The following is a 22,110-nucleotide window of genomic DNA, read 5'->3' as shown; positions in this document are numbered from 1 at the left end:
TTGGCCTTCTTCACGGATTGTCCTTTTTCCGCGCCCTGGCGCGGGCGAGCGCTTCCAGCACGGCGTTGCGTACGGCGGGCGTCGCAACATCACTCTTGCTCGTGGCGAGTTGTACCTCGCGTGCGGCGCGTTCCCGGGCCAGTCGCGCCTCACGTCGCACGAAATGAGTGCGTGCCTGGTCTGCATGCAGGCCGTCTCCGGCCTGGGCTAACGGCATCGGATCCAGCGTGATGCAATCGACCGGGCATGCGGGAACGCAAAGCTCGCAGCCTGTGCAAAGGTCGCTGATCACGGCATGCATCATTTTCGCCGCGCCCACGATCGCGTCGACCGGGCAGGCCTGGATGCACTTGGTACAGCCGATGCAATCGGCCTCCACCACGCGGGCGAGCGTCCGTGGCTTCTCGATCCCGCGCGAGGTGTCGAGCGGCACGACAGGACGATCGAGCAGGGCGGCGAGTCGTGCGATACCGGCACGGCCACCCGGTGGGCAACGGTCGATGCCGGCTTCGCCCTCGGCGATCGCTTCCGCGTAAGGGCGACACCCATGGAAACCGCACTGCTCGCATTGGGTCTGCGGAAGCAGTGCGTCGATTGTATCGGCGAGCGTTGGCGTCATGGCTGGCGCGTAGCCGAAAGGTGGGTCAGCGGACGGTGGCGCCCGGTGCCGCGCCCTGGTCGGCATCGAGCAGGAACAAGTCGGCGCCGCCGTCGCCTGCGGAAAGGATCATGCCCTCCGACAGGCCGAAGCGCATCTTGCGCGGCGCAAGGTTGGCGATGAACACCACGTTGCGACCGACCAGCTTCTCGGGTTCGCCATAGGCGGCACGGATGCCGGAGAAGATCTGGCGGTTGCCCAGCGGGCCGCCGTCCAGCTCAAAGCGCAGCAGCTTGTCGGAACCTTCGACGAACTCACAGGCGAGGACCTTGCCGATGCGCAGGTCGAGCTTGGCGAAGTCGTCGATCGAAATGGTGGCAGCCGTATCGGCGGCAGCGGGAGCGGTGTCGGTCATGGGCTTGGCGGTTTCTTTGGACTTGAACGGTTTCTTGGTGGCCGGCGCGTTTGCCTTGGCCTGCTCGGCGGGCGTCAGCGATTCCTTCGACCCTTCGACCATGGCTTCGATCTTCTTCGGATCGAGACGGCTGAAAAGCGGTGAGAACGCGTTGACCGTGTGGCCATGCAGCTCGCGACGGGCGTCGGCGAAGTTGCTGATCGGCGCGCCGAGGAAGGCCTCGGCTGCGGCGACGGTGGTCGGCAGGATCGGCTTGAGCAGGCCGGAGAGCAGACGGAAAGCGTTGATCGCGAACGAGCAGACCTGCTGCAATTCGTCGCGGCGCGCTTCGTCCTTCGCGATGACCCACGGCGCCTTGGCGGCGATGTAGCCGTTGACGGCGTCGGACATGGCGACGAAACGGCGCGAGACTTCGGCGAAGTCATCCGCTTCATAGACCGCTTCGATGCCGTCGTACTGGGCGAGCAGGTCGGACCAGATCGCCTGGGCTTCGTCATCGAAGCGATCGGCGAGCTTGCCGGCGAAATGCGTGTGCAGGAAGCCGGCGGTGCGGCTGGCGATGTTCGCCCACTTGCCGACGAGGTGCGAGTTCACGCGCTCCTCGAAGGACTTCAGGTCGAGGTCGACGTCCACCGGCATGGCGCTGAGCATGGTGGCGAAGTAATAGCGCAACGCTTCCGGATCGAGGCCCGACGCAAGATAGGTGCGCGCCTGGATGAAGGTGCCGCGCGACTTCGACATCTTCGCGCCGTTAACGGTGAGGTAGCCGTTGACGTGCAGCGCGGTCGGCACGCGCATGTTCGCGCCATGCAGCATCGCCGGCCAGAACAGGCCGTGGAAGTTGATGATGTCCTTGCCGACGTAATGGTGCATCTCGGCGGTGCTGTCGGGACCGAGGAAGTCGTCGAACCGGAGATCGGTGCGGTCGCACAGTGCCTTGAACGAGGCGAGGTAACCCACCGGCGCGTCCAGCCACACGTAGAAGAACTTGCCCGGTGCGTCCGGAATCGGGAAGCCGAAGTAGGGCGCGTCGCGGGAGATGTCCCAGTCGCGCAGGCCACCGTCGAGCCATTCGGCCAGTTTCGCCGAAACGCTGCTGTGGGCGACGGCCTTGCCGCCGGTGAGCTTGCCGGCGAACCAGTCGCGCAGCAGCTGCTCGAACTTGCCCAGTTCGAAGAAGTAGTGCTCGGAGTCGCGCAGGATCGGCGTGGCGCCGGACATCACCGAATACGGGTTGATCAGGTCGGTGGGCGCGTAGGTAGCGCCGCAGTTCTCGCAGTTGTCGCCGTACTGGTCGGGTGTGCCGCAGTTCGGGCACGTGCCCTTGATGTAGCGATCCGGCAGGAACATGTCGCGCTCGGGATCGTACAGCTGCTGGATGTCACGACGGGCGATGTAGCCGGCGTCACGCAGGCGCGTGTAGATCGTCGTCGCGAGTTCGCGATTCTCGGGCGAATGCGTCGTGTGGTACTGGTCGTAGCTGAAATGAAAGTCGGTGAAGTCCGCTTCGTGGCCCGCGCGGATATCCGCGATGTAGTCCTCCGGCGTCTTACCGACCTTCTCGGCCGCGAGCATGATCGGCGTGCCGTGGGCATCTTCGCCAGCGACATACCAGACCTCGTTGCCCTGCATTCGCTGCGCCCGCGCCCAGATGTCGGCCTGGATATAGCCGAGCATGTGGCCCAGGTGTAGCGGGCCATTGGCATAGGGCAGTGCGTTGGTAACGAGTATGCGGCGGGCCATGATTCGCGCGGTCAGCTGATGGACCGGGGATTATGGCATGTAGGCCATGCGGGAGCCGCTTCATGTGGGAGCCGCTTCAGCGGCGAAAGGCCAACGGAGCGGCTTAGCCGGAAGGTCAATCGCCGATGAATCGGCTTGTGTCTTAGGACCGGCGTAGGCTTAGGGGTGAGAGCGGAGTGCGGCAAGCCCGTCATCGGCGGTGCTGCGAGCACGTGTGGGAGCTGGGGCTGCCGCACTCCCTCCACCAATAGCCCGAACAGTTGCCCGAGTCGTACCTCGAATTCACAAGCCGGGGCATGGTGGAGGTGCTCTCACTTCCGATCGTACTCCGGAGTGAAGTCATGAGCATCCATGTAGGAATCGACACCGGTAAATCCATGCTGGACGTGGGTTTTTTTCCTGGGGAGCGCTGCGAGCGCTTCGCTAATACGGCCGAAGGCCACCGTGCTTTACTGCACGTTCTGGCGCCTTTGGACGTGCCGCATATCGCGATCGAAGCGACGGGCGGTTACGAGCGAGGCATCGTCGATGCCTTGGCGCAAGCGGGTTATTGCGTCACCCGGCTGGCATCGCATCGCGCCACGGCTTACGCAAGAGCGATGGGGCGTTTCGCCAAGAACGACTCGCTCGACGCGCAGATCCTGGCGCGGATGGCCGCGCATATCACGCCGCAGCCTTATCAGACGCCGGCACCCGAGCGCGCCGACCTGGCCGAGCTGGTACGTTGCCGTTTGCAGATGGTGAGCCAGCGCGACGATAACTTCCGGCGGCTGAAGCAGACGAGGCTGACGGCGGCTCGCCAAGCGTTACAGGCCATGATCGATGCGGCCAGCATGCAAATCCGCGACCTGGACCGACAGATTGCAACGGCGACGAAGGACGTTGATCCGGCATCGCGATTGCGCGAGGTGCCGGGCGTCGGACCCGTCGTGCAAGCGACGCTGATCGCGTATTTACCCGAACTGGGCCAGCTGACACGGCAGCAGATTGCCGCCCTGGTCGGTGTGGCGCCTTACGTCGACCAGAGCGGTCGCCGCGACGGCGCCCGGCATGTGCGTGCCGGCCGCTGGATCGTGCGGCGCGCGCTGTATATGGCGGCTTGGGGAGCCATCCGAACCAAAGGCAGCGCCCTCGGAGAGCGCTACCGCGCCCTACGGGCGCGAGGAAAAGTGGCCAAGGTGGCTCTCGTCGCCTGCATGCGATGGCTGATCACGGCGATCAATGCGATGGTCCGTGACCAGGTCGGCTGGCGGCATGAGGCGGCTGTCTGAAAAAGACAGTTGCTCCCACACAAAGCCTGCCAACCCGTCAGGCCCCAACAGGCCAACAGGCCAACAGGCCGGCCTCAGTCGGCCCGCACCCATTCCTGGCTGCGGCCCATCAGCGAGAAGCCGATGTAGCCATGGACGTCGAGCTTCTTGCCACCGTCGACGAGCTTCAGCGTGACCTTGTAGATCTTGCCCTTCGCCGGGTCGAGGATCTGGCCGCCGGACCATTCGCCGTCGTCCTTCTTAAGACCCCACATGATGGTCATGCCTTCGATGGGCTTGTTCTTGCGCTCGCCATCGCATTCGGAGCAGACCGGGTGCGGGCCGTGCTCGGACTTGAGTACCTGGAGCACCTTGCCTTCGAGCAGGCCACCGTTCTCGGTGATCTCCACGATGGACTTCACTTCCTGCGTCTTGTCGTCGATGGTCTTCCACTTGCCGACCGGGGTGTCGTTGGCGGCCAGGGCGGGGAGGGCGCTCGCGGCGAGGGCGAGGGCGAAGGTGGCGCGGATCAGCGGCTTCATGTGGTGCGGAGCTCCCCATACGGTCAGGTATGGCCGGAGACTGACGAGGAGCGCCGCAGTCGTCAAGCTGCATCGCGCCAGAGGGCGGCCGCCATAGGTAAACCGGCGGGGTCGGGCACGCACTGGCATAATGGGCGATCTTCGATTTTGCCCAAATCTCCCCATGACCCAGCCCACCGAAACCCTCGTACGCGGTCTGCTCGATCGCGTCATCGACCCTCACTCCGGGCAGGCGCTCGGCACATCGATTCGCGCTGTAGGCGTCGATGGCGGCCGTGTGTCAGTCGATATCCAGCTCGGGTACCCGGCGGTGGGCTACGTCGAGCAGGCCGCCGCCGAGGCGAAGGCTGCCCTGGAAGCTGACCCTGCCATCGAAGCGGCAGCCGTATCAGTCACCTGGCGGGTCCATGCGCACAAGGTCCAGGGGCAGCTCGCCCCGCTCCCGGGCGTGAAGAACATCATCGCCGTGGCCTCGGGCAAGGGTGGCGTCGGAAAATCCACGGTGTCGGTGAACCTGGCGCTGGCCCTGTTGGCCGAAGGCGCCACAGTGGGCATTCTCGACGCCGACATCTACGGCCCCAGCCAGCCGCGCATGCTCGGCCTGTCCGGCAAGCCCAGCTCGCCGGACGGCAAGAGCATCGTCCCGATGCGGGCGCACGGCCTGCAGGCCATGTCGATCGGCGTCCTGATCGAGGAGGACACGCCGATGATCTGGCGCGGCCCCATGGTCACCCAGGCGCTGATGCAGCTGCTGACAGACACCCGCTGGGAAGAACTCGACTACCTGATCATCGACCTGCCACCGGGCACCGGTGATATCCAGCTGACCCTCTCGCAGAAAGTGCCGGTTTCCGGCGCGGTCATCGTCACCACGCCGCAGGACATCGCCCTGCTAGATGCCCGCAAGGCACTGGGCATGTTCCGCAAGGTCGAGGTGCCGGTCCTGGGCGTGGTCGAAAACATGGCCACGCACATCTGCTCGAACTGCGGTCATGAGGAACATATCTTCGGGCAGGGTGGCGGCGCGCGCATGGCGGCGGAAGCCGGCATTGCCTACCTGGGCGATCTGCCGCTGGACATCCGCATCCGCCAGCAGTCGGACGACGGCAAGCCCACCGTGGCCGCCATCCCCGACTCTGACCTGGCCGCACGCTACCGCGCCATCGCCCGCTCGACCGCCGCCAGGCTGTCCCTGCAGGCGCGCAACAAGGCCATTTCCTTCCCCAAGATCGTCATCCAGAACACGTAAGTAGCGTGTTCGACGGCGTTCCTATACCTTTCCGGCTCCAGCGAGGGAGATCAGTTAGTGAGCATCAAGTCCGACAAGTGGATCCGCCGCATGGCCGCGGAGCACGGCATGATCGAGCCGTTCGCCCCTGGCCAGGTCAAAGAGCGCGACGGTCACCGCCTGGTGTCCTACGGCACCTCGAGCTACGGCTACGATGTCCGCTGCGCCGCCGAATTCAAGGTGTTCACGAACATCAACTCGACCATCGTCGATCCCAAGGCGTTCGATGAACGCAGCTTCGTCGACGTGAAGTCCGATGTCTGCATCATCCCGCCGAACTCCTTCGCGCTAGCCCGCACCGTTGAGTACTTCCGTATTCCGCGCCAGGTGCTGACCATCTGCCTGGGCAAGAGCACGTATGCGCGCTGCGGCATCATCGTCAACGTGACGCCGCTCGAGCCGGAGTGGGAGGGTCATGTGACGCTGGAGTTCTCGAACACCACGCCGCTGCCCGCCAAGATCTACGCGAATGAGGGCGTCGCCCAGATGCTTTTCCTCGAGTCTGACGAAGAGTGCGAAGTTTCTTACGCCGATCGTGGCGGTAAGTACCAGGGACAGCGCGGCGTCACCCTGCCGACCACCTGAACGACTCTTCACGTCGCAGACGCGCCCGACACGGGCGCGAGTTAAACTCGCCCCTTTCACGCCCAACTGAATGCACGGAGACACGCATGATCCGAGTTCCCACCCTGATGGCCCGCGCCGCCGCGGCGATTCTTCTCGCCAGCATGCTCGTGCTTGCCGGCTGCCACAGTGGCGTCTCGAAGAACGACCACATCTCGACGACGCAGGGTCAGTTCGACTACACCATCAAGGCGTACAAGAGCGGCCAGTTCATCGTCGACGGTGCCGTGCTCTCGGCCGCCGATACCGGCAGCCACTTTGCCTACCTGAAGGACCAGGGCAAGCTGCCGAAGACCGTGCTCGTGCTGCCCAGCGACGACTCGAAGATTCGTGACAACCATCTTGGCTTCATGGCCCGCATGGCGCTCGATTACAACTTCGCCGTGTACTACGACAAGAAGGGCGAACTGGTCCGCCTGAACGCCGTCGAATCCCAGGCCCGCCAGCTGGAAGACACCCCGAACAAGGGCGCCCTGCCTGACCGCATGGCGGGTAAGGAAGCCTCCAGCAGCCCGTACGACACCCAGAACGGTGGTGGCGGCAACGCCGGCGCCGGCCAGCGCTAAGCTGTTCGGGTAAAAGAGCCCTGCTGCGACCGCCCCGGCGGCTCGCAGCAGGGCTTTTCTTTGTGTGTCTGTTCTGTCTGTGCCTGTCTCTGTCTGTGGGAGCCGCTTCAGCGGCGATAGGGTGCTTGCGATAACCCGGCCCGCTGCCGCGGTTCGCCGTTGAAGCGGCTCCTACAGGGAGTCGCCAGCGGGTAGGTCGAGGTTCTCGCGTAACGCTGCAACCAATCGCTCCGCCTCGCCTTCAGCGTAGACCTCTGCCTTGCCGAAGCCCCACACGGGCCCGGGCCACGCGGCATCGCCCTCCCGCCGTGCCACGACGTGCACATGCAGCTGGCGGACGATATTGCCCAGGGCGCCGATGTTGAGCTTGTCGCAGGGCGCGGCAGCCCGAATCGCGGCTCCGGCGGTGTCGACTTCGCGCCAGAGCAGGGCGCGCTCCTCCTCGCCGAGGTCGGACACCTCGGCCAGTCCCGGCCGGCGCGGCACAAGGATCAGCCACGCATAGCGGCTGTCCCTCATCAGAAGCACCCGGCATAACGGAAGGTCGCCGACGACGAGGGTGTCGCCGGCAAGCCTCGCATCCAGGTCGAACCCTGCGCTCATGCCAGTTCGCGTGCGAAGAACGACAGCGTGCGTTCCCAGGCCAGTTTTGCGCTGGGCTCGTCGTAGCTGGCGCGGACATCGCAGTTGAAGCCGTGGTCGGCCGGATACACCCACGTGTCCATCTCCGGCTTCAGTTCGCGGTGCTTCACAACCATTTCCGGCGGAATGGAGTGATCGCGTTCGCCGAAATGGAAGATGACGTTGGCCTTGGCCGGCTCCGTGAGGAAGGGCACGTTGCGCGAGCCGTAGTAGCTCGATGAAGGCAGGCCGAGGCGCAATGCGGCCAATGCTGCCACGGTGCCGCCCCAGCAATAGCCCACCGTACCGACTTTGACCTTGTACTGGTCGGCGATGAGGCTGGCGGCGATGCCTGCGTCCTGCATGGGGCGGAGGAGGCCCAGCTCGGAGATGTACTTCAAGCCCTTCTGCATGCCGTCCTGGTCGTAGCCCAGTTCCACATCCTTTTGCACCGGATCGAACAGGGCGGGTGCAATGGCGACGTAGCCTTCGGCGGCAAAGCGGTCGGCTACGCTGCGGATGTGGGCGTTGACCCCGAAGATCTCCTGGATCACCACAACGCCGCCCTTGGGCGCGCCTTCGGGCTCGGCCAGGTAGGCGTCCATGCTCTCGTGGGGGCGGGAGGTATCGAGGATAAGCGTGCGGCCCATGGGTGGGTCTCCGTGGCTGTGAGAAAGATTCTCCAAGCGTAACCGGCGGAGAGTGTCCATGGTGTGGCGGCCACGGGATATAACGCCCGTTACCTATCCCCGGTACCAATGGCAATGTCCCAGGCCGGGCTGTTTATGTTCATAGGCCACGACCCCTTCGAGACTGATCAAGGCCCTGCGATGGTCAATAAGGGCTACTTCGCTGACGGTCTTATGTTGATCGAATAAACAATAGAGGTAATCTTCCAGGCGTCCTTAGTTGCGACCAATGTCCAGTACGTATGCCCATATCCTTGGGGAATCTCATAGTCGTACTCGATAGAGGCAGCGGCGCCGTCAGTATGCACAGTCAGATTGGAAACTTTTTCCGCCGTAGCCTGCGCTGCTGTGTCGCCGACTGACTGCGTGGCTGCCGAGTTAACCAATTGACGCAAAACTTGCTCGATCGCCTCAAAAGTCGGAAGTAGATGAGCCAATTTTCAATGTCCCCTTTCGATCCATAGCGGGACCTTGCGTCGCGGATGTCTCAGCCAGCGTGTGACTGTTTCGGACGGCGGATCCTCCAGCAGAGTGTTTATCATGGGGAGTTTGTCCCTTGAGGGGCGCTGCACGGTCCGGGAAGGTGGGCAGCAACGCTGGGGTGCCCGGATACCGTTGGAGCGGGCGTGAAGGGCCGGCCGCGTGGCCGTCAACCGGCTACAACGCCCGGCTTCCTACACCCCGGTACCCACGGCAATGTCCCAGGCCGCTCCCAAGGTCGGTTTCGTCAGCCTCGGCTGTCCCTAGGCTACGGTATCTATATCGCGCCGCTTGCCATACGCATTTCCAGAAGCGAATCGAAGCCGGTACAGCCCATTGCTAGGCAGAGGGCGATGAGCGAAGCTGCCCGCCTGAAATTTCCGTTTCCGACGGAGAGCAGGCCTCAGACGTGGGGCTAGGGCTTTCTGATGCGCATCGGGTGTGTAACTGCGCCGGAGGATTGAAGCCTTCCGTAGCGCACGCTTCTGTGAGTCAGCGTCTTCGAGTCGCGCAAATCTGTGCTGTCCAATAGGGGGGAATTCGTGAAGGTCCTAGCTTCTTTGCTGATGCTGTTAACCAGTGAAATTGCATATGCGCAGGTGCTCAATCAGCCGCCTTTGGCAGTGGCACCTGAGTACGGTGCGGCGCAGTCCAAATCACCCGAGAAGACCGGGTTCACATCTATCGACGATCGTTTGAAGCAAGACGGCCTCATTGATGAATCCCATGATTCCTCGGTACCGATTCCGTTTGGCACGGCCAATGAAGGGATTGCAGCGCTGACGAACGAGTCGAATCTCTACATACTGGTGAAAAATCACCCTGAGTATGGAATCGTAACTTTCAGGTCTGCGCACAAGCAGGAGTTCTTTGAGGCATTCGTTAAGGGAAACCTCTTCTATCCCTCCGTCGTCCGCGTCCGTTATGTCGTTGTTCCAGGCCATATAGAGCTGCGCCGGTCGATACTCTGCGGGGCGTCGAAAGAGACCTGTGCCGCGCTGATGGCCTTTCTGAATCGGGAGGACCATCGCTGTGGCAAGGGGGTGCGCGGCTGTCCCGGCTATCAGGCGCTACCCGAGAGTCCTCGCCCATTGCCCGGGCAAAGTGTCCCGCCGCCGCCGCCGCCGCCCGCTCTTTCGGGGACGCACTGATGCGCCGGGCTGCTTTTGCCGTGACGAGAAGTTTGTCCCCCTGAGGGCCTTTGCGCGGGCCTGAAAGGGCGCGGTAACGCCGACGCGCCCGGATGTCGTTCGACCGGCGTAAAGGGCCGCCCGATCCCATGTTCGCCAACCAGCTATAATGCCCGGCTTCCTACACCCCGGTACCCACGGCAATGTCCCAGGCCGCTCCCAAAGTCGGTTTCGTCAGCCTCGGCTGTCCGAAAGCGCTCGTCGACTCCGAACGTATCCTCACGCAGCTCAAGGTCGAGGGCTACGAGATCGTCCCGAGCTACGGCGAGGCCGATGCCGTGGTGGTGAACACCTGCGGCTTCATCGACTCCGCCGTGCAGGAATCGCTGGACGCGATCGGCGAAGCACTGCATGAGAACGGCAAGGTGATCGTCACCGGCTGCCTCGGCAAGCGCTCGGAACTCATTCGCGAAAGCTACCCCGATGTACTCTCCATCAGTGGTCCGCAGGACTACGCCAGCGTGATGAGCGCGGTGCATCAGGCGATTCCGCCGACGCGCAACAAGTTCCTCGACCTGGTGCCGGACATCGGCGTGAAGCTCACGCCCAAGCACTACGCTTACCTGAAGATTTCCGAAGGCTGCAATCATCGTTGCAGCTTCTGCATCATCCCATCGATGCGCGGCGACCTCGTCAGCCGCCCGGTCGACCAGGTGCTGATGGAAGCGGAAAAGCTGGCGAAGGGCGGGGTGAAGGAGCTGCTCGTCATCTCCCAGGACACCAGCGCCTACGGCGTGGATGTCCGTTACGCCGAGCGCGAGTGGCGCGGCAAGTCGTATCGCACGCGCATGACTGAACTGTGCGAAGGCCTCTCCGAGCTCGGCATCTGGACGCGCCTGCACTACGTGTATCCGTATCCGCACGTCGACGAGATCATGCCGCTGATGGCGGATGGAAAGATCCTTCCGTACCTCGACATTCCGTTTCAGCACGCCAGCCCGCGCATCCTCAAGTTGATGAAGCGCCCGGGTAACGTCGACAAGACGCTCGAGCGCATCCAGAACTGGCGCCGCCAGGTGCCGGACCTCACCATCCGCAGCACCTTCATCGTCGGCTTCCCCGGCGAGACCGACGCGGAGTTCCAGGAACTGCTCGGTTTCCTTCGTGAAGCCGAACTCGACCGCGTCGGCGCGTTCGCCTATTCACCGGTGGACGGCGCGAAGGCGAACGACCTTCCCGGCCAGATCGACGAGGAGCTCAAGGAAGATCGCCTCGAGCAGTTCATGGCGGTGCAGGCGGAAATCTCCGCGGCCAAGCTGCAGCGCAAGGTCGGCAGCACCATCAAGGTGCTGATCGATGAGATCGATGCCGATGGTGCCTGGGGTCGTTCCAGCGCCGACGCACCGGAAATCGACGGTGCCGTGCGCATCGACGATGGCCAGATGCTCAAGCCGGGTCAGTTCGTCGACGTGTTGGTGGAAGAAGCCGACGCGCACGACCTTTACGGTCGCCTGGCGTAAGTCCCATGCGGTACGTGGCGCCCGCGCGTGACACGCTCGAGCGGAGCGTCCTCGTGTCGCCGCCACTGTCCCATTGGCACGAGTTTGCCGCGTTGATCGATGGGCCCGAATGGCCCACGATCGACGCGCTGAATGCCTTGTTGCCGGATGCATCGGACGTCCGGTTTGTCGGTCAGGATCTCGCGCTCTTGAGCGACGGCCTGCACTACGAAGAACGCATTGCGCGTCATGGCGCCATCGCCACGCGTCCCGAAAACTGGCACGACCTCTTCAATGCCTTCGTCTGGCTTCGCCACGGCGAACTCAAGCGCGCATTGAATGCGCGGCAGATGGCCGAGATCGCGCTGATGGGACCACGTGAGCGTTCGCGCGCGCAGTGTGCACTGACGCATTTCGACGAAGCCGGGATGGTCGTGAGGCTCACGGACCGCACCATGCTCGAAGCCTGGGACGTGCACGACTGGCATACCCTGTTCTGGACCCACCGCGACGCGTGGCTGGATGGCAGGGCACGCGTCGACGTGTTCGGGCACGCCCTTCTCGAGCACGCGCTCGCACCGGACAAGCTGCTGGTCGGCAAGGCTCTGGTGGTGATGGGGGAGGGCGACGCCAACGCGGTATGCGCCCGCGCCATTGCAAGTAGCGTCGTGCTCAACGATCCGCAGGAGCTGCGTCCGCTGCCGGTGTCCGGTGTGCCAGGGTGGCATGCCGACACCGGCGACGAGTCGTTCTATACGGCGGCGCCGTGCTTCCAGCCGCTGCGCGCGGGCCGGACGTATCCGGCTCCGCTGGCAGACGCCTGAGCTGGCGAACCCGGCTTTAGCCTCAGGCCAGGCCGTGGTCGCGGACGTATTCGCCCAGCAGGCTGTCGTGATCGACGCCGAGCTTGCGCATCGCGTCGCGCTTCTGCCGACTGATGGTCTTCACCGACTTGCCTTCCTGGTCGGCGATCTGCTGTAGCGACATGCCCCGGACGAACATGGTGACCACTTCCACCTCGCGCGGCGACAACGGCGTGCCGGGCATGGCCACTGAGGTTTCGTCTGCCTCGTTGAGGATGTCGAGCAGGGTTTCGCTCAGGTAGGTCTCGCCCTCGTGCACCGCACGCGCAGCTGTCGCCAGTTCGTCCATCGGTGCACGTTTGTCGACGATGCCACGGGCACCACGACTGAGCATGGATTGCAGCGCCGCAGGGCGATTGATCATGGTCAGGACGATCAACGCGACGTGTGGATATTGCTTGGTGATCTTCTCGAGAAGGGGGAAGCCATCGTCCTGCCGATCGCTCGGCATGAGAAAATCCGTAATGACGACGTCGCATTCGCGCTCTGCGAGGATGCTCAAAAGCTCGTCCGCCGCCTTGGCCGTCGCGACCACGTCGATGTGCGCATTCTCCAGCGCAAGCCTTCCCCCAACCAGAACGAGGGGGTGATCGTCTGCCAGAATGACCTTGAGTGGCATGCCTTGTGTCTCCTGTTGGCGTGTCAACGCGCCGTATAGAGCCGATTATGCCCATGAAGTTCCCCTGACGAAGCCTGCGACGTGATTCGACGATTCCTTCTGTTAATACTGGTTGTGCTCGCGGGACCGGTCTCGGCCCGGCCCGATACGCCGTTGCCGCGCGAAGACGCGGAGTGGTTGCGCCACCATCCGGTGCTGACTGTAGGCGCCTACCGCGAGGGCTACCCGCCGTTTGAGGAGTTGCGCGACGGTGACCTGGAAGGTCTCGGGCCCGATTACCTACGCGAGATCGCGGGCGAGCTGGGGGTCACCCTGCAGACAAAGACCTACGCGACCTGGCCCGATTTGCTGAAGGCGCTGGCCCGTGGAGAGATCGATGTCGCGACCTCGGTGACGCCCCTGGAAAAGGGCATGCCCGGCATCCGTGTGGGCGCGACCTATTTCGAATCGCTCCCCGCGCTGGTCGAGCGCGTCGATGTGCCGATTATTCATCGTCCAGGCGAACTGAGCGGCAAGCGCCTGGCCGTGCACGCCGGTTACTTCGACATCGGCGCGCTTCGTCGCGAGTTGCCGGAAACGATCCTGGTAGAGACCGCCTCGACCGCCGAGGCGCTCTCGCTCGTGAAGTCCGGCAGCGTCGTCGCCTATATCGACAATCCCTATTCCGCGCGCGAATTCGTGGCGCGCCTGGGCCTCGAGCAGGAACTGCGCGTGGGCGGCCCGCTGGCCTTGCCGATCAGTGCGCTCGCGTTCGCCGTGCCGGCCGATCGCGCACCGCTGGGCGATGCCATCGACCACGCACTCGGCGAACTGACCGCCGCCGATCACGGACGCCTGCGCGCGCGTTGGGTGGGCCGCGACATTGCCCCCCGTCCACGTCTTGCCGGCATCCCGCTGAGCGAGCGCGAGAAGGCCTGGCTGGGTGCGCTGCCACCTCTGCGTCTTGGCGTCGATCCGAGCTATGCACCTTTCAGCCTGATCACGGAGCAAGGCGAGGCCGAGGGTCTCTCCCTCGACTATGTGCGAGAGATCGCTGCTGAACTGGGTATCCGGATTACCCAGGTGCCTAGCGAGAACTGGGCGGGCACGGTCGAGCGGGTGAAGACGGGGCAAGTGGACCTCGTGGCGGCCATCAACCCGCAAAGCGCTACGTTTCCCCACCTCGAAGCGAGCGTTCCGTACCTCGACTTCCCGATCATGATCGTCACCCGTGAGGGCTCGCCTACGATCGCTGGTCGTGACGATCTGGCGGGCAAGCGCGTGATTGCCAACATGACACGCGAGCCGATCCGGCGTCTGCTCGGGCGCATACCGGGCGTGGTGGCGGTCCCGGTGGACACCGAAGCGGAGGGGCTGCGCCGCCTCGCCGCCGGTGAAGGGGACGCCTTCGTAGGCAACCTTGCCTCGGTGGACTACCTGATTCGCGAGAGTTTCCTTGGCCAGTTGAAGGTTGCCGCACCGACGGGCGAATCGGAAGCGATCGCCATCGGCGTGCGGCGGGAACTGGCGCCGTTGTTGCCGCTGGTCAATCGCGTGCTGGTGAACCTGTCCACGCATCGCCAACAGGAAATCCGTAATACCTGGTTTGCGTCGCATTACGTCGTCGGCCCGACCTGGCGAGAAGTGGCCGGACGCGTCTTGCCCTTCGTGGCGGTCCTGCTGTTTTCGCTCATCGCGATCAGCTACGCCTACCTCAACCTTCGCCGCGAAACGCGACGTCGCGAACGGACCGAGCGCCGGCTTGCCGAAGTCACCGATCACGTGCCGGCGGTGGTCTACGAAGCGGTCCGCGGCACCGAGGGCGGCTACGCGATGGCCTACATCGGTGGCGACCCCCAACGCGTCCTCGGGATGGAGCCGGGTGAGCTTCTTGGCGGTGGCGACGCCATGCTGGCACCCGTACCACCCGAAGATCGCGAAGCATTGCACGCTGCGTTTGAGCGTTCGGCACGTGAACTCACGCCGCTCCATGTGACCGTGCGGGCGCAGGTCGGTGGTCGTGTTCGCTATCTCAGTTCGGATGCCGTGCCACTGGCTGCCGCCGACGGCACAGTCCGCTGGAATGGCTATTGGGTGGACGTTACCGCGCAGGAGCAGGCAGCTCGCGGGTTGGCGCGTGCGCGCGACGAAGCGGAAGCGGCAACGCGCGCGAAAAGCGATTTCCTCGCCACCATGAGTCATGAAATCCGCACACCGATGAACGGTGTCATCGGTTTGCTAGACGTCCTTGAACGCACGCGGCTGGATGCGGAACAACGCAAGATGGTCGCAACCATCGAGCACTCGGCCGAGGCACTGCTGCATATTCTCGACGACGTGCTCGATTTCTCGAAGATCGAGGCCGGTCACCTGACCTTCGATGCACGGCCCTCGGATCCGCGCAGCATCGTCGAGGGTGCCGTGGCTATCCTTGCCGCGCAGGCGGACGCAAAAGGTCTTCAATTGCACACGCGATTCGACGAGGCACTCGCCGCCGGCGTCCTGGTCGACGACGGGCGCCTGCGCCAGGTGCTGCTCAACCTTATCGGCAATGCGATCAAGTTCACGGCGTCCGGCGAGATTGGCGTGGAAGTGCGTGTGGATGAGACACTCGCCTCGCGCCAGAGACTGCGGTTCATCGTTGCCGATACCGGTATCGGCATCCATGCGGCCAAGTTACGCCACGTCTTCGCCCCCTTCAGCCAGGCCGAGTCGTCGACGACGCGTCGCTTCGGCGGAACGGGCCTGGGCCTGAGCATTTCGAGGCGCCTGATCGAACGCATGGGTGGCCACATCGCCATCGACAGCGAGCCCGGGCAGGGCACGACGGTGACCGTGACGCTGGACCTGCCAATCGCCGAACTGCCCCTGCCTGTTGCCGAGGTGCGCGCCGATACGTCATGGCCAGCGCAGCCCGCCCGCCCGGACGCGCGCATCCTCCTCGCCGAGGATCACCCGGTCAACCAGGCGCTCGTTCGCGTGCAGCTGGGCTTGCGCGGATACACCTGCGATGTCGTCGAAGATGGCGTGGCGGCGATGGAGGCGATGCAGAAGCAGGATTACGATCTCCTGCTCGTGGATTGTCATATGCCGCAAATGGATGGCTATGCGGTGGCTCGTGAGGTACGTCGTCGTGAGGGCGGAACGGGCCGCCATCTTCCGATCGTCGCCATGACGGCCGACGCGCGCGCGAACCAGCGCGAGCTGTGTCTTGCCGCGGGCATGGACGACCTGTTGCGCAAGCCGATCCGCCTCGAGGCCTTCCATGCCGCCGTCGCGCGTTGGCTGGAAGACAAAGCCTCTGTCGAACCGGTGATCGATATGGACCGGCTACGCCGGGCCTTCGGCTCCGACGAAAACATCGGTGCCGTGATTCGCGCGGGCGTCGAGGCGACACGGGAGGCGTTGGGGCGGCTACCGGCTGTGATCGAGCGAGGCGATGCCGACGAGGCGGCGGGCTGGATTCACCATGTGCTCGGCGGGGTGAACGTGTTCGGTGCCTCGCCCGTGGCGGAGCATGGGGAGCGGTTGGAGCTGGGCTTGCGCGAGGGTGGTGAGGTTGACCGTGGTGCGGTCGAAGCGTTCGCACGGGAAGTGGTGCAATTCACCGACGGCCTCGAGTCCATCGCCAACCGCCTGGCGATCGCCTCTCCCTTGTAGGAGCCGATTCATCGGCGAATGGGTGCTCGCGGCAAGATCGCTATCGCCGATGAATCGGCTCCTACAACAGCTGCTGCTACTCGGCTCCTACAACAGCTGTGGGTGGCTAGAGGTACTCGACGGCGATCACCGCGAAGCGTGTTCGTCCCCCGGGCAGATCCGCGTCGAATTCGTCATCGACGCGTTTCTTCAACACCGCTCGCGCCATGGGAGAGTCGATGCTGATCCAGCCTTTGCGTGCGTCGGTCTCGTCGGGGCCGACAATGCGATAACGCACGGTTTCCCCGGTTTCGACATTCTCGATTTCCATCGTCGCGCCGAAGAACACGGCGTCCCGCTGCGAGGCCACGGCCTCGACCACCTGGAGCACCGGGATTCGCTTGCTCAGGTAGCGGGCACGGCGATCGATCTCCCCGAGCTGCTTCTTGCGGTAGGTGTATTCCGCATTCTCCGAGCGATCACCTTCGGCAGCGGCAGCAGCCAGGGCCTTTACCACCTCGGGGCGTACGGTGTGCCAGAGATGGTCGAGCTCGCTCTTCAGCCGTTCGAATCCGTCCCGCGTGATGATGGCGGTCGACGACGGTGCCGGTGGACGCCAGCGACTCACGTCGACACCTTGCGCGTTGTCGTCAGTGTGTCGAGCAAGGCCTCGATATCCACGCGCAAGGGATGATCGGGGTAAGCGGTAAGCAGGCGGCGTCCCAGCGCCGCCGCCTCGGCGGGTTCATGCTGGCGCTCGTGCATGCGCAGGGCAAGCAGCCCGTAATGCGGTGCGCCCATGTCGCCCGGCCATGTACGGAGATAGCCGAGGGCAAGATGAAGGGCAAGGCGAGTCATGCCGCCGTGGGCCGCCGTATCCGCGAGGGATCCACAAGTGATCGTCGCATCGGGAAGAAAGGCAGGATCCACATCGATGCAGTCCTGCACGACGCCGAGTGCGCGACGTTCTTCATGCGCCGGCACCAGCGCGGCGATCCAGATCTGGCCGTGCACGAGCAATTCGGGAAGGCGGCCCTGCACGCGAAGCAATTCGCGATAACGCGTGTGCAGGGCGGTCGGTGCGATGCCTTCGCGCAGGCGCTCGGTGAGGATGTCCGTGGCACCGGGGATATCGTCGCGGGCGATCAGGTTCACATGGCCCAGCAGGGCGTTGTCATCATCCGGGTTGGCGGCCTCGGCGATCACCTCGGATTCGGGCTGGTAACCCAGGGACTCATGGCGATGATGGATGAGCGCGCCCATGAGGTGGAAGGTGTAGATGGTGAGGTAGTTGGCGATGACGTAGAACGCGGCCGTGCCCAGGAAGGCGGGGCCATGCTCCGCCAGTGCATACAAGGCACCGGCCTGGAGCAGGGTGGCGGTCGTCACGACTACGAACAGCAGCAGGTAGTCGCTTCCGAGCCGGCCAACCACACGGAACCAGGTGAGCGGGTTCAGCGCCGCCTCGACACCGTCGAAGGTCAGCGACATCGTCATGATCGGCAACACGAATGCGAACAGCGGCAGGACCAGCAGGCCCGGAGCGCCCAGGTACAGCGTCGCGAGGACAGCCATGGCATTGCCGGTGAGCTGGATGACGATGAGGGCAACACTGGTGCGATCGTCGGTATTGAGAGCCACCTCCGGCGGATCGGCGAAGCCGTCAGCCGTATGGCGCAGGCACTCGATCGCATAGGTATAAGTCGCGATCCAGCCGAAGAACATGACGATGACGCGCAGGAACGTGATGGGAAAAAACGTCAGCAGCTCGAACGCCGCGACCGCGAGAATCGTGACCGGCGCGGCGCCGCGGAGCGGATAGCGCACACCGAGGAGGATCCGCTGTGCAAACGGCGTGCTGGCGTCGGCAAGGGCATGTCGCGGCATGGTCAGCGCTTTCCGCCAAAGATGCTGCCAAGAATGCCGCGAACGATCTGCTGGCCGGCGCGCGAGCCTGCCGTGCGGACCATGGACTTGGCCATGGTTTCGATCATGCCCTGGCGGCGCCTGGTGCCGAACACGGCATCGCGCACGGCGCCGCTCCAGCCCGCATCGGCCTCACTGTCATCGGTCTTGCCACCGGCGGATTTCGCGGGAGGCGCATCGGGCGCGCTTTTTTCAGACGCACGCGCGGCGAGCATTTCTTCCGCGGACTCGCGGTTCACCGTGGTGTCGTATTTGGCGCCCACCGGCGAGCGCGAACGTACGGCGCTGCGTTCTTCCGGGGTGATGGCGCCGATACGACAAACGGGTGTCGCGACCAGGATTTTTTGCACAGGCGATGGCACACCGCCATCGCCGAGCGTCGAAGCCAGCGCTTCACCGGTGCCCAACGTACCGATGGTTTCGACCACGTCGAGCTTGGGATTGCGCGCGAACGTTTCCGCGGCAGCCTTTACGGCCTTCTGGTCGCGAGGCGTGAAGGCACGCAACGCATGCTGCACGCGATTGCCGAGTTGGCCGAGGATCTCGCCGGGAACGTCGTCCGGATTCTGCGAGCAGAAGTACACGCCAACGCCCTTCGAACGGATGAGTCGCACCACCTGTTCCACGCGCTGCCGTAGCGCGGCTGGCGCATCGTCGAACAGCAGGTGGGCTTCGTCGAAGAAGAAGACCATCTTCGGCACGTCCAGGTCGCCCACTTCGGGTAATTGCTCGAACAGCTCGGAAAGCAGCCACAGCAGGAAGGTGGAGTACAGGCGCGGCTTCATGATCAGCATTTCGGCGGCAAGTACGCTGATGACGCCGCGGCCGCTCATGTCCTGGCGCATCAGGTCGGCCAGTTCGAGCGCCGGCTCGCCGAAGAACGAGTCTGCGCCATCCTGCTCCAACCGCAGCAAGGAACGCTGGATGGCGGCGACACTCTGCGCGCTGATCAGGCCGTAGCGACTGGAGATGTCCTTCGCATGGTCGGCGGCGAAGCCGAGCATGGAGCGCAGGTCGGCGAGATCGAGCAGGAGCAGGCCTTCGTCGTCGGCGACACGAAACACCACTTCGAGGACGCCTTCCTGGATGTCGTTGAGCTCGAGGATGCGCGAGAGCAGGGTCGGGCCCATCTCCGACACCGTGGCGCGCACGGGGTGGCCGAGCTTGCCGTAGATATCCCAGAACACGACCGGGTTGGCCTGTGGCTTCCAGTCGGTGAGGCCGAGCTTCGCCAGGCGGGCGGTGAGCTTGTCTGACGGCGCGCTGGCCGCCTGTGACAGGCCCGCCAGGTCGCCCTTGGCGTCGGCCAGGAAGCAGGGCACACCCAGCCGGGAGAAGCCTTCCGCCAGCAACATCAGCGAGACGGACTTACCCGTGCCGGTGGCGCCGGCGATCATGCCGTGCCGGTTGCCGTAGCGGGAATCCAGTTCCACGGCGGCGTCTTCATTGCGGCCGATCAGGATATTTGGCATGGCTTCGTCCTTAAGGATGTCCTGAACAAGTTTACGCAACAGCATGCCGTTACGGAGAATTTCGCATCACGCCGCTTGAGTCGAGGGGGCGCCAGGGGTAACGTGGCCGGCATTGTCCGACCCCGAGCCCTGCATGCCTGTTCGCGTCCCCCGTTCCCTTTTGTTCCTGCCGCTGGCCATTCTGGCCGGCTGTGCTTCCAGTGGCGCTCCGCGTCCGGGTAAGGCCGCCGCAACGCCCGAGGTCAATGCGTTGTACGACCGGATGAACCAGGCAAGCAAGGGCTACGAGTCCTCGATCGACCAGGCTCGCCGTGGCGACACCCCGCAGGCGGCCCAGACCCGCAAGCAGGCGCTGGACCAGCTCAAGGATGCCTCGGCCCGTTGTGGCCTGACGCCCGGGTGTGATCCCCAGCGTTTCGCCGCGGTCTTCGATCGCCTGTTGCGCCTGAAGGACGGCAGCTTCATCGAGGGCGAAGACGCCGACGATACCGAGCAGGGGGCTGAAGTCGGTGCCCAGCCGGGCGATGCCTCGGGCACCGTGGCCGTCGGTACGCTTCCCCAGGCACAGCGCAGCGTCACGATGCTTCGCGGTCAGCAGTTCTCCGACATGATGGTGATGAACGGCCCGGTGAAGGCCGCCCTCGAGATGTGGCTGACCCAGCTGCGTCCGAACCTCATGGACGCGTACGTCAATTACCAGATGATGCGCTACAAGATGTGGCCGGCCTACAAGAAGGCCGACCTCCCGGAGGCCTTGCTGTTCGGCATCATGGCCAAGGAATCCGGCGGCAAGGTCCACGCTGTTTCCCGTTCGGGTGCTTCCGGCCCCCTGCAGTTCATGTATGCGACGGGCCTGCGTTTTGGCCTCTCCAACGCCGACGGTTTCGACCAGCGCTTCGATCCGACCATGTCCGCGCAGGCCAACGCCGAGTACATCGACGAGCAGCTCGGTGCGTTCAACAACAATCTCGAGATGACGCTGGCCGCGTACAACGGCGGTGAAGGGCGCATGCGCCGCATTGCCGCCGGCAGCCCGGGCGCGAGCTTCTACGACCCGCAGATCTACGGCCAGATGTCGGCTGAAACACGCGACTACGTGCCGATGGTGCTGGCCGCTGCGTGGCTGTTCCTGCATCCGGACAGCTATCACCTGAAGTGGCCGAAGATCGACGGTGAAGGCGGGCAGATTGTCCTGAAGCGCCCGGCATCGCTGTCCGAGCTCACGGTCTGCCTGGGCTCGGCCGAGGACATGCCGCAGGGCTGGTTCCGCACGCTGCGCAACCTCAACCCGCGTCTTGATCCTCAGGTGAGCCAGCCGGTCGGTGCGCGCCTGGAAGTGCCCAAGCAGCTTGAACGGGCCTACGCTTCCAGCTGCGCGGACGGCCCCTGGCCTATCCTCGCCAGCGACCTGCATAACGCGGTGAAGATCATCGCGCCGCCACCGCCGGCTGCCACCTCGGCAGCGCTGGCAAGCGGTGCGTCGAGCTCGGGCTCTTCGTCATCGTCGAAGTCGTCGGGTAGCTCGTCGAAGAGCTACACCGTACGCCGTGGCGACACGTTGGTGAGCATTGCGCGCAAGAGCAGCTGCGCGGATGTCGAGGACATCGCGAAGATCAATGGCCTCAAGGGCCATGCGTTGAAGGTGGGTCAGTCGATCCGCGTACCGGTCTGCCGGTGACGGAGGTGCCTCACGCTACGGCGTGGGGTTCCATCCAGCGATCGCTCGCATCGCCGCGACCGGGAGCGGAGAGCTCCTTGATCTGACGCATCAGGCGAAGGATCTGGCGGTGCAGGTCTTCCATGTTCGGCCGACGGGCGTCGAGCGTCTCGTGGTAAACCGAGGCGATCCACAAAGCCACGCCACGGGTGGCGATCAGCGGATTTTCCGACCGGGCCTTGCCCAGGCCGATATCCGGACCGTGTCCGTAGGTGCTGTAGCGTTCTTCGGGCGGCGTGCCGTACAGGTGGGGGAAGTCACAGGCGGCGGCCTGTTCCATTTCGCGGCGGACCAGCTGCTGCAGGTCGGCATGCGCACGTACCGGCAGGGCCAGGACGACGCGCTCGATATCCGCGAGCTGCCTGCGAAGGCGGATTTCGCGATTGACGGCAATGAGATGACTGACGAGACGCATGGACGACTTCCCCTAGACGGATGCTTCTTCGGTCC

The 22,110-nt window shown here is 64.3% G+C and carries 19 protein-coding genes; 9 read left to right on the top strand and 10 right to left on the bottom strand.

Annotated elements, in window-relative coordinates:
* Positions 1 to 10: 10 nt before the first annotated feature.
* Together ACVWWJ_RS15680 and metG are read right to left on the bottom strand one after the other, a co-directional pair.
* A complete protein-coding gene (locus ACVWWJ_RS15680; protein WP_456968618.1) occupies positions 11 to 619 on the bottom strand; it encodes an RnfABCDGE type electron transport complex subunit B in 609 nt (202 codons plus the stop codon).
* Positions 620 to 644: 25 nt separating this feature from the next.
* On the bottom strand, positions 645 to 2,756 hold the full coding sequence (gene metG, locus ACVWWJ_RS15675) for a methionine--tRNA ligase (RefSeq protein ID WP_456968617.1): 2,112 nt from the start codon (positions 2,754 to 2,756) through the stop codon (positions 645 to 647).
* A gap of 341 nt (positions 2,757 to 3,097) precedes the next feature.
* Here metG and ACVWWJ_RS15670 point away from each other — a divergent pair, with 341 nt between their 5' ends.
* A complete protein-coding gene (locus ACVWWJ_RS15670) occupies positions 3,098 to 4,027 on the top strand; it encodes an IS110 family transposase (RefSeq protein ID WP_456966652.1) in 930 nt (309 codons plus the stop codon).
* Positions 4,028 to 4,101: 74 nt separating this feature from the next.
* On the opposite strand, the gene ACVWWJ_RS15665 is transcribed toward ACVWWJ_RS15670, so the two are convergent.
* Positions 4,102 to 4,548: a DUF2147 domain-containing protein gene (locus ACVWWJ_RS15665; protein ID WP_159893882.1), complete on the bottom strand. Its 447-nt coding sequence runs from the start codon at positions 4,546 to 4,548 to the stop codon at positions 4,102 to 4,104.
* A 163-nt stretch (positions 4,549 to 4,711) separates the two neighbouring features.
* Between ACVWWJ_RS15665 and apbC the strand changes: the two genes are divergently transcribed.
* The 3 genes from apbC (at position 4,712) to ACVWWJ_RS15650 (ending at position 7,026) form a co-directional block, all read left to right on the top strand.
* On the top strand, positions 4,712 to 5,797 hold the full coding sequence (apbC, locus tag ACVWWJ_RS15660) for an iron-sulfur cluster carrier protein ApbC (RefSeq protein ID WP_456968615.1): 1,086 nt from the start codon (positions 4,712 to 4,714) through the stop codon (positions 5,795 to 5,797).
* 57 nt (positions 5,798 to 5,854) lie between these two features.
* The gene (dcd, locus tag ACVWWJ_RS15655; protein WP_159893886.1) at positions 5,855 to 6,421 is read left to right on the top strand and encodes a dCTP deaminase; all 567 of its coding nucleotides are present in this window, start codon (positions 5,855 to 5,857) and stop codon (positions 6,419 to 6,421) included.
* A gap of 86 nt (positions 6,422 to 6,507) precedes the next feature.
* Entirely contained in the window at positions 6,508 to 7,026 is a 519-nt protein-coding gene (locus ACVWWJ_RS15650) for a hypothetical protein (RefSeq protein WP_159893888.1), read from the top strand.
* A 171-nt stretch (positions 7,027 to 7,197) separates the two neighbouring features.
* Here the strand turns inward: ACVWWJ_RS15650 and ACVWWJ_RS15645 are convergent, their stop codons facing one another.
* The gene (locus ACVWWJ_RS15645; RefSeq protein ID WP_456968614.1) at positions 7,198 to 7,629 is read right to left on the bottom strand and encodes an HIT domain-containing protein; all 432 of its coding nucleotides are present in this window, start codon (positions 7,627 to 7,629) and stop codon (positions 7,198 to 7,200) included.
* Positions 7,626 to 8,297, bottom strand: coding sequence for a dienelactone hydrolase family protein (locus ACVWWJ_RS15640; protein ID WP_456968612.1), 672 nt, complete (start codon positions 8,295 to 8,297; stop codon positions 7,626 to 7,628). The genes ACVWWJ_RS15645 and ACVWWJ_RS15640 overlap by 4 nt, the downstream gene beginning before the upstream one ends.
* A 1,061-nt stretch (positions 8,298 to 9,358) precedes the next feature.
* On the opposite strand from ACVWWJ_RS15640, the gene ACVWWJ_RS15635 reads away from it, so the two are divergent.
* The 3 genes from ACVWWJ_RS15635 to ACVWWJ_RS15625 all read left to right on the top strand — a co-directional run bounded on the left by ACVWWJ_RS15635 (position 9,359) and on the right by ACVWWJ_RS15625 (position 12,269).
* A complete protein-coding gene (locus tag ACVWWJ_RS15635) occupies positions 9,359 to 9,967 on the top strand; it encodes a hypothetical protein (protein ID WP_456968611.1) in 609 nt (202 codons plus the stop codon).
* Between the two features lie 182 nt (positions 9,968 to 10,149).
* A complete protein-coding gene (gene rimO, locus ACVWWJ_RS15630) occupies positions 10,150 to 11,466 on the top strand; it encodes a 30S ribosomal protein S12 methylthiotransferase RimO (RefSeq protein ID WP_063574184.1) in 1,317 nt (438 codons plus the stop codon).
* Between the two features lie 5 nt (positions 11,467 to 11,471).
* The gene (locus tag ACVWWJ_RS15625) at positions 11,472 to 12,269 is read left to right on the top strand and encodes a DUF3025 domain-containing protein (RefSeq protein WP_456968609.1); all 798 of its coding nucleotides are present in this window, start codon (positions 11,472 to 11,474) and stop codon (positions 12,267 to 12,269) included.
* A gap of 22 nt (positions 12,270 to 12,291) precedes the next feature.
* On the opposite strand, the gene ACVWWJ_RS15620 is transcribed toward ACVWWJ_RS15625, so the two are convergent.
* Positions 12,292 to 12,927: a response regulator gene (locus ACVWWJ_RS15620; RefSeq protein ID WP_456968608.1), complete on the bottom strand. Its 636-nt coding sequence runs from the start codon at positions 12,925 to 12,927 to the stop codon at positions 12,292 to 12,294.
* A gap of 81 nt (positions 12,928 to 13,008) precedes the next feature.
* Here ACVWWJ_RS15620 and ACVWWJ_RS15615 point away from each other — a divergent pair, with 81 nt between their 5' ends.
* Entirely contained in the window at positions 13,009 to 16,566 is a 3,558-nt protein-coding gene (locus ACVWWJ_RS15615) for an ATP-binding protein (protein WP_456968606.1), read from the top strand.
* A 106-nt stretch (positions 16,567 to 16,672) separates the two neighbouring features.
* Here ACVWWJ_RS15615 and greB read toward each other — a convergent pair whose 3' ends face one another.
* From greB to ACVWWJ_RS15600, 3 genes are read right to left on the bottom strand one after another with little or no spacing between them, the layout of a single operon-like run.
* Complete coding sequence (gene greB, locus ACVWWJ_RS15610) at positions 16,673 to 17,173, bottom strand: transcription elongation factor GreB (protein WP_159893900.1); 501 nt, start codon at positions 17,171 to 17,173, stop codon at positions 16,673 to 16,675.
* The gene (locus tag ACVWWJ_RS15605) at positions 17,170 to 18,432 is read right to left on the bottom strand and encodes a hypothetical protein (RefSeq protein WP_456968604.1); all 1,263 of its coding nucleotides are present in this window, start codon (positions 18,430 to 18,432) and stop codon (positions 17,170 to 17,172) included. The genes greB and ACVWWJ_RS15605 overlap by 4 nt, the downstream gene beginning before the upstream one ends.
* 2 nt (positions 18,433 to 18,434) lie before the next feature.
* Positions 18,435 to 19,943: a helicase HerA-like domain-containing protein gene (locus ACVWWJ_RS15600; protein ID WP_456968602.1), complete on the bottom strand. Its 1,509-nt coding sequence runs from the start codon at positions 19,941 to 19,943 to the stop codon at positions 18,435 to 18,437.
* 133 nt (positions 19,944 to 20,076) lie between these two features.
* Between ACVWWJ_RS15600 and ACVWWJ_RS15595 the strand changes: the two genes are divergently transcribed.
* Positions 20,077 to 21,621 (top strand): transglycosylase SLT domain-containing protein, encoded by a 1,545-nt coding sequence (locus tag ACVWWJ_RS15595; RefSeq protein WP_456968600.1) that lies wholly within the window; start codon positions 20,077 to 20,079, stop codon positions 21,619 to 21,621.
* A gap of 10 nt (positions 21,622 to 21,631) precedes the next feature.
* Here ACVWWJ_RS15595 and ACVWWJ_RS15590 read toward each other — a convergent pair whose 3' ends face one another.
* Positions 21,632 to 22,075 (bottom strand): hypothetical protein, encoded by a 444-nt coding sequence (locus tag ACVWWJ_RS15590; RefSeq protein WP_200851783.1) that lies wholly within the window; start codon positions 22,073 to 22,075, stop codon positions 21,632 to 21,634.
* Between the last annotated feature and the right edge of the window lie 35 nt (positions 22,076 to 22,110).

This window comes from Luteibacter sp. HA06 (assembly GCF_054061215.1).
The sequence above is the reverse complement of the archived record's forward strand: the minus strand, read 5'-3'. Positions and strand labels throughout refer to the sequence as shown.

Excerpts from the sequence above, each read along its gene's own strand:
- ACVWWJ_RS15680 (WP_456968618.1), bottom strand. The coding sequence starts at position 619 with ATGACGCCAACGCTCGCCGATACAATCGACGCACTGCTTCCGCAGACC.
- metG (WP_456968617.1), bottom strand. The coding sequence starts at position 2,756 with ATGGCCCGCCGCATACTCGTTACCAACGCACTGCCCTATGCCAATGGC.
- ACVWWJ_RS15670 (WP_456966652.1), top strand. The coding sequence starts at position 3,098 with ATGAGCATCCATGTAGGAATCGACACCGGTAAATCCATGCTGGACGTG.
- ACVWWJ_RS15665 (WP_159893882.1), bottom strand. The coding sequence starts at position 4,548 with ATGAAGCCGCTGATCCGCGCCACCTTCGCCCTCGCCCTCGCCGCGAGC.
- apbC (WP_456968615.1), top strand. The coding sequence starts at position 4,712 with ATGACCCAGCCCACCGAAACCCTCGTACGCGGTCTGCTCGATCGCGTC.
- ACVWWJ_RS15650 (WP_159893888.1), top strand. The coding sequence starts at position 6,508 with ATGATCCGAGTTCCCACCCTGATGGCCCGCGCCGCCGCGGCGATTCTT.
- ACVWWJ_RS15645 (WP_456968614.1), bottom strand. The coding sequence starts at position 7,629 with ATGAGCGCAGGGTTCGACCTGGATGCGAGGCTTGCCGGCGACACCCTC.
- ACVWWJ_RS15640 (WP_456968612.1), bottom strand. The coding sequence starts at position 8,297 with ATGGGCCGCACGCTTATCCTCGATACCTCCCGCCCCCACGAGAGCATG.
- rimO (WP_063574184.1), top strand. The coding sequence starts at position 10,150 with ATGTCCCAGGCCGCTCCCAAAGTCGGTTTCGTCAGCCTCGGCTGTCCG.
- ACVWWJ_RS15625 (WP_456968609.1), top strand. The coding sequence starts at position 11,472 with ATGCGGTACGTGGCGCCCGCGCGTGACACGCTCGAGCGGAGCGTCCTC.
- ACVWWJ_RS15620 (WP_456968608.1), bottom strand. The coding sequence starts at position 12,927 with ATGCCACTCAAGGTCATTCTGGCAGACGATCACCCCCTCGTTCTGGTT.
- ACVWWJ_RS15605 (WP_456968604.1), bottom strand. The coding sequence starts at position 18,432 with ATGCCGCGACATGCCCTTGCCGACGCCAGCACGCCGTTTGCACAGCGG.
- ACVWWJ_RS15600 (WP_456968602.1), bottom strand. The coding sequence starts at position 19,943 with ATGCCAAATATCCTGATCGGCCGCAATGAAGACGCCGCCGTGGAACTG.
- ACVWWJ_RS15595 (WP_456968600.1), top strand. The coding sequence starts at position 20,077 with ATGCCTGTTCGCGTCCCCCGTTCCCTTTTGTTCCTGCCGCTGGCCATT.
- ACVWWJ_RS15590 (WP_200851783.1), bottom strand. The coding sequence starts at position 22,075 with ATGCGTCTCGTCAGTCATCTCATTGCCGTCAATCGCGAAATCCGCCTT.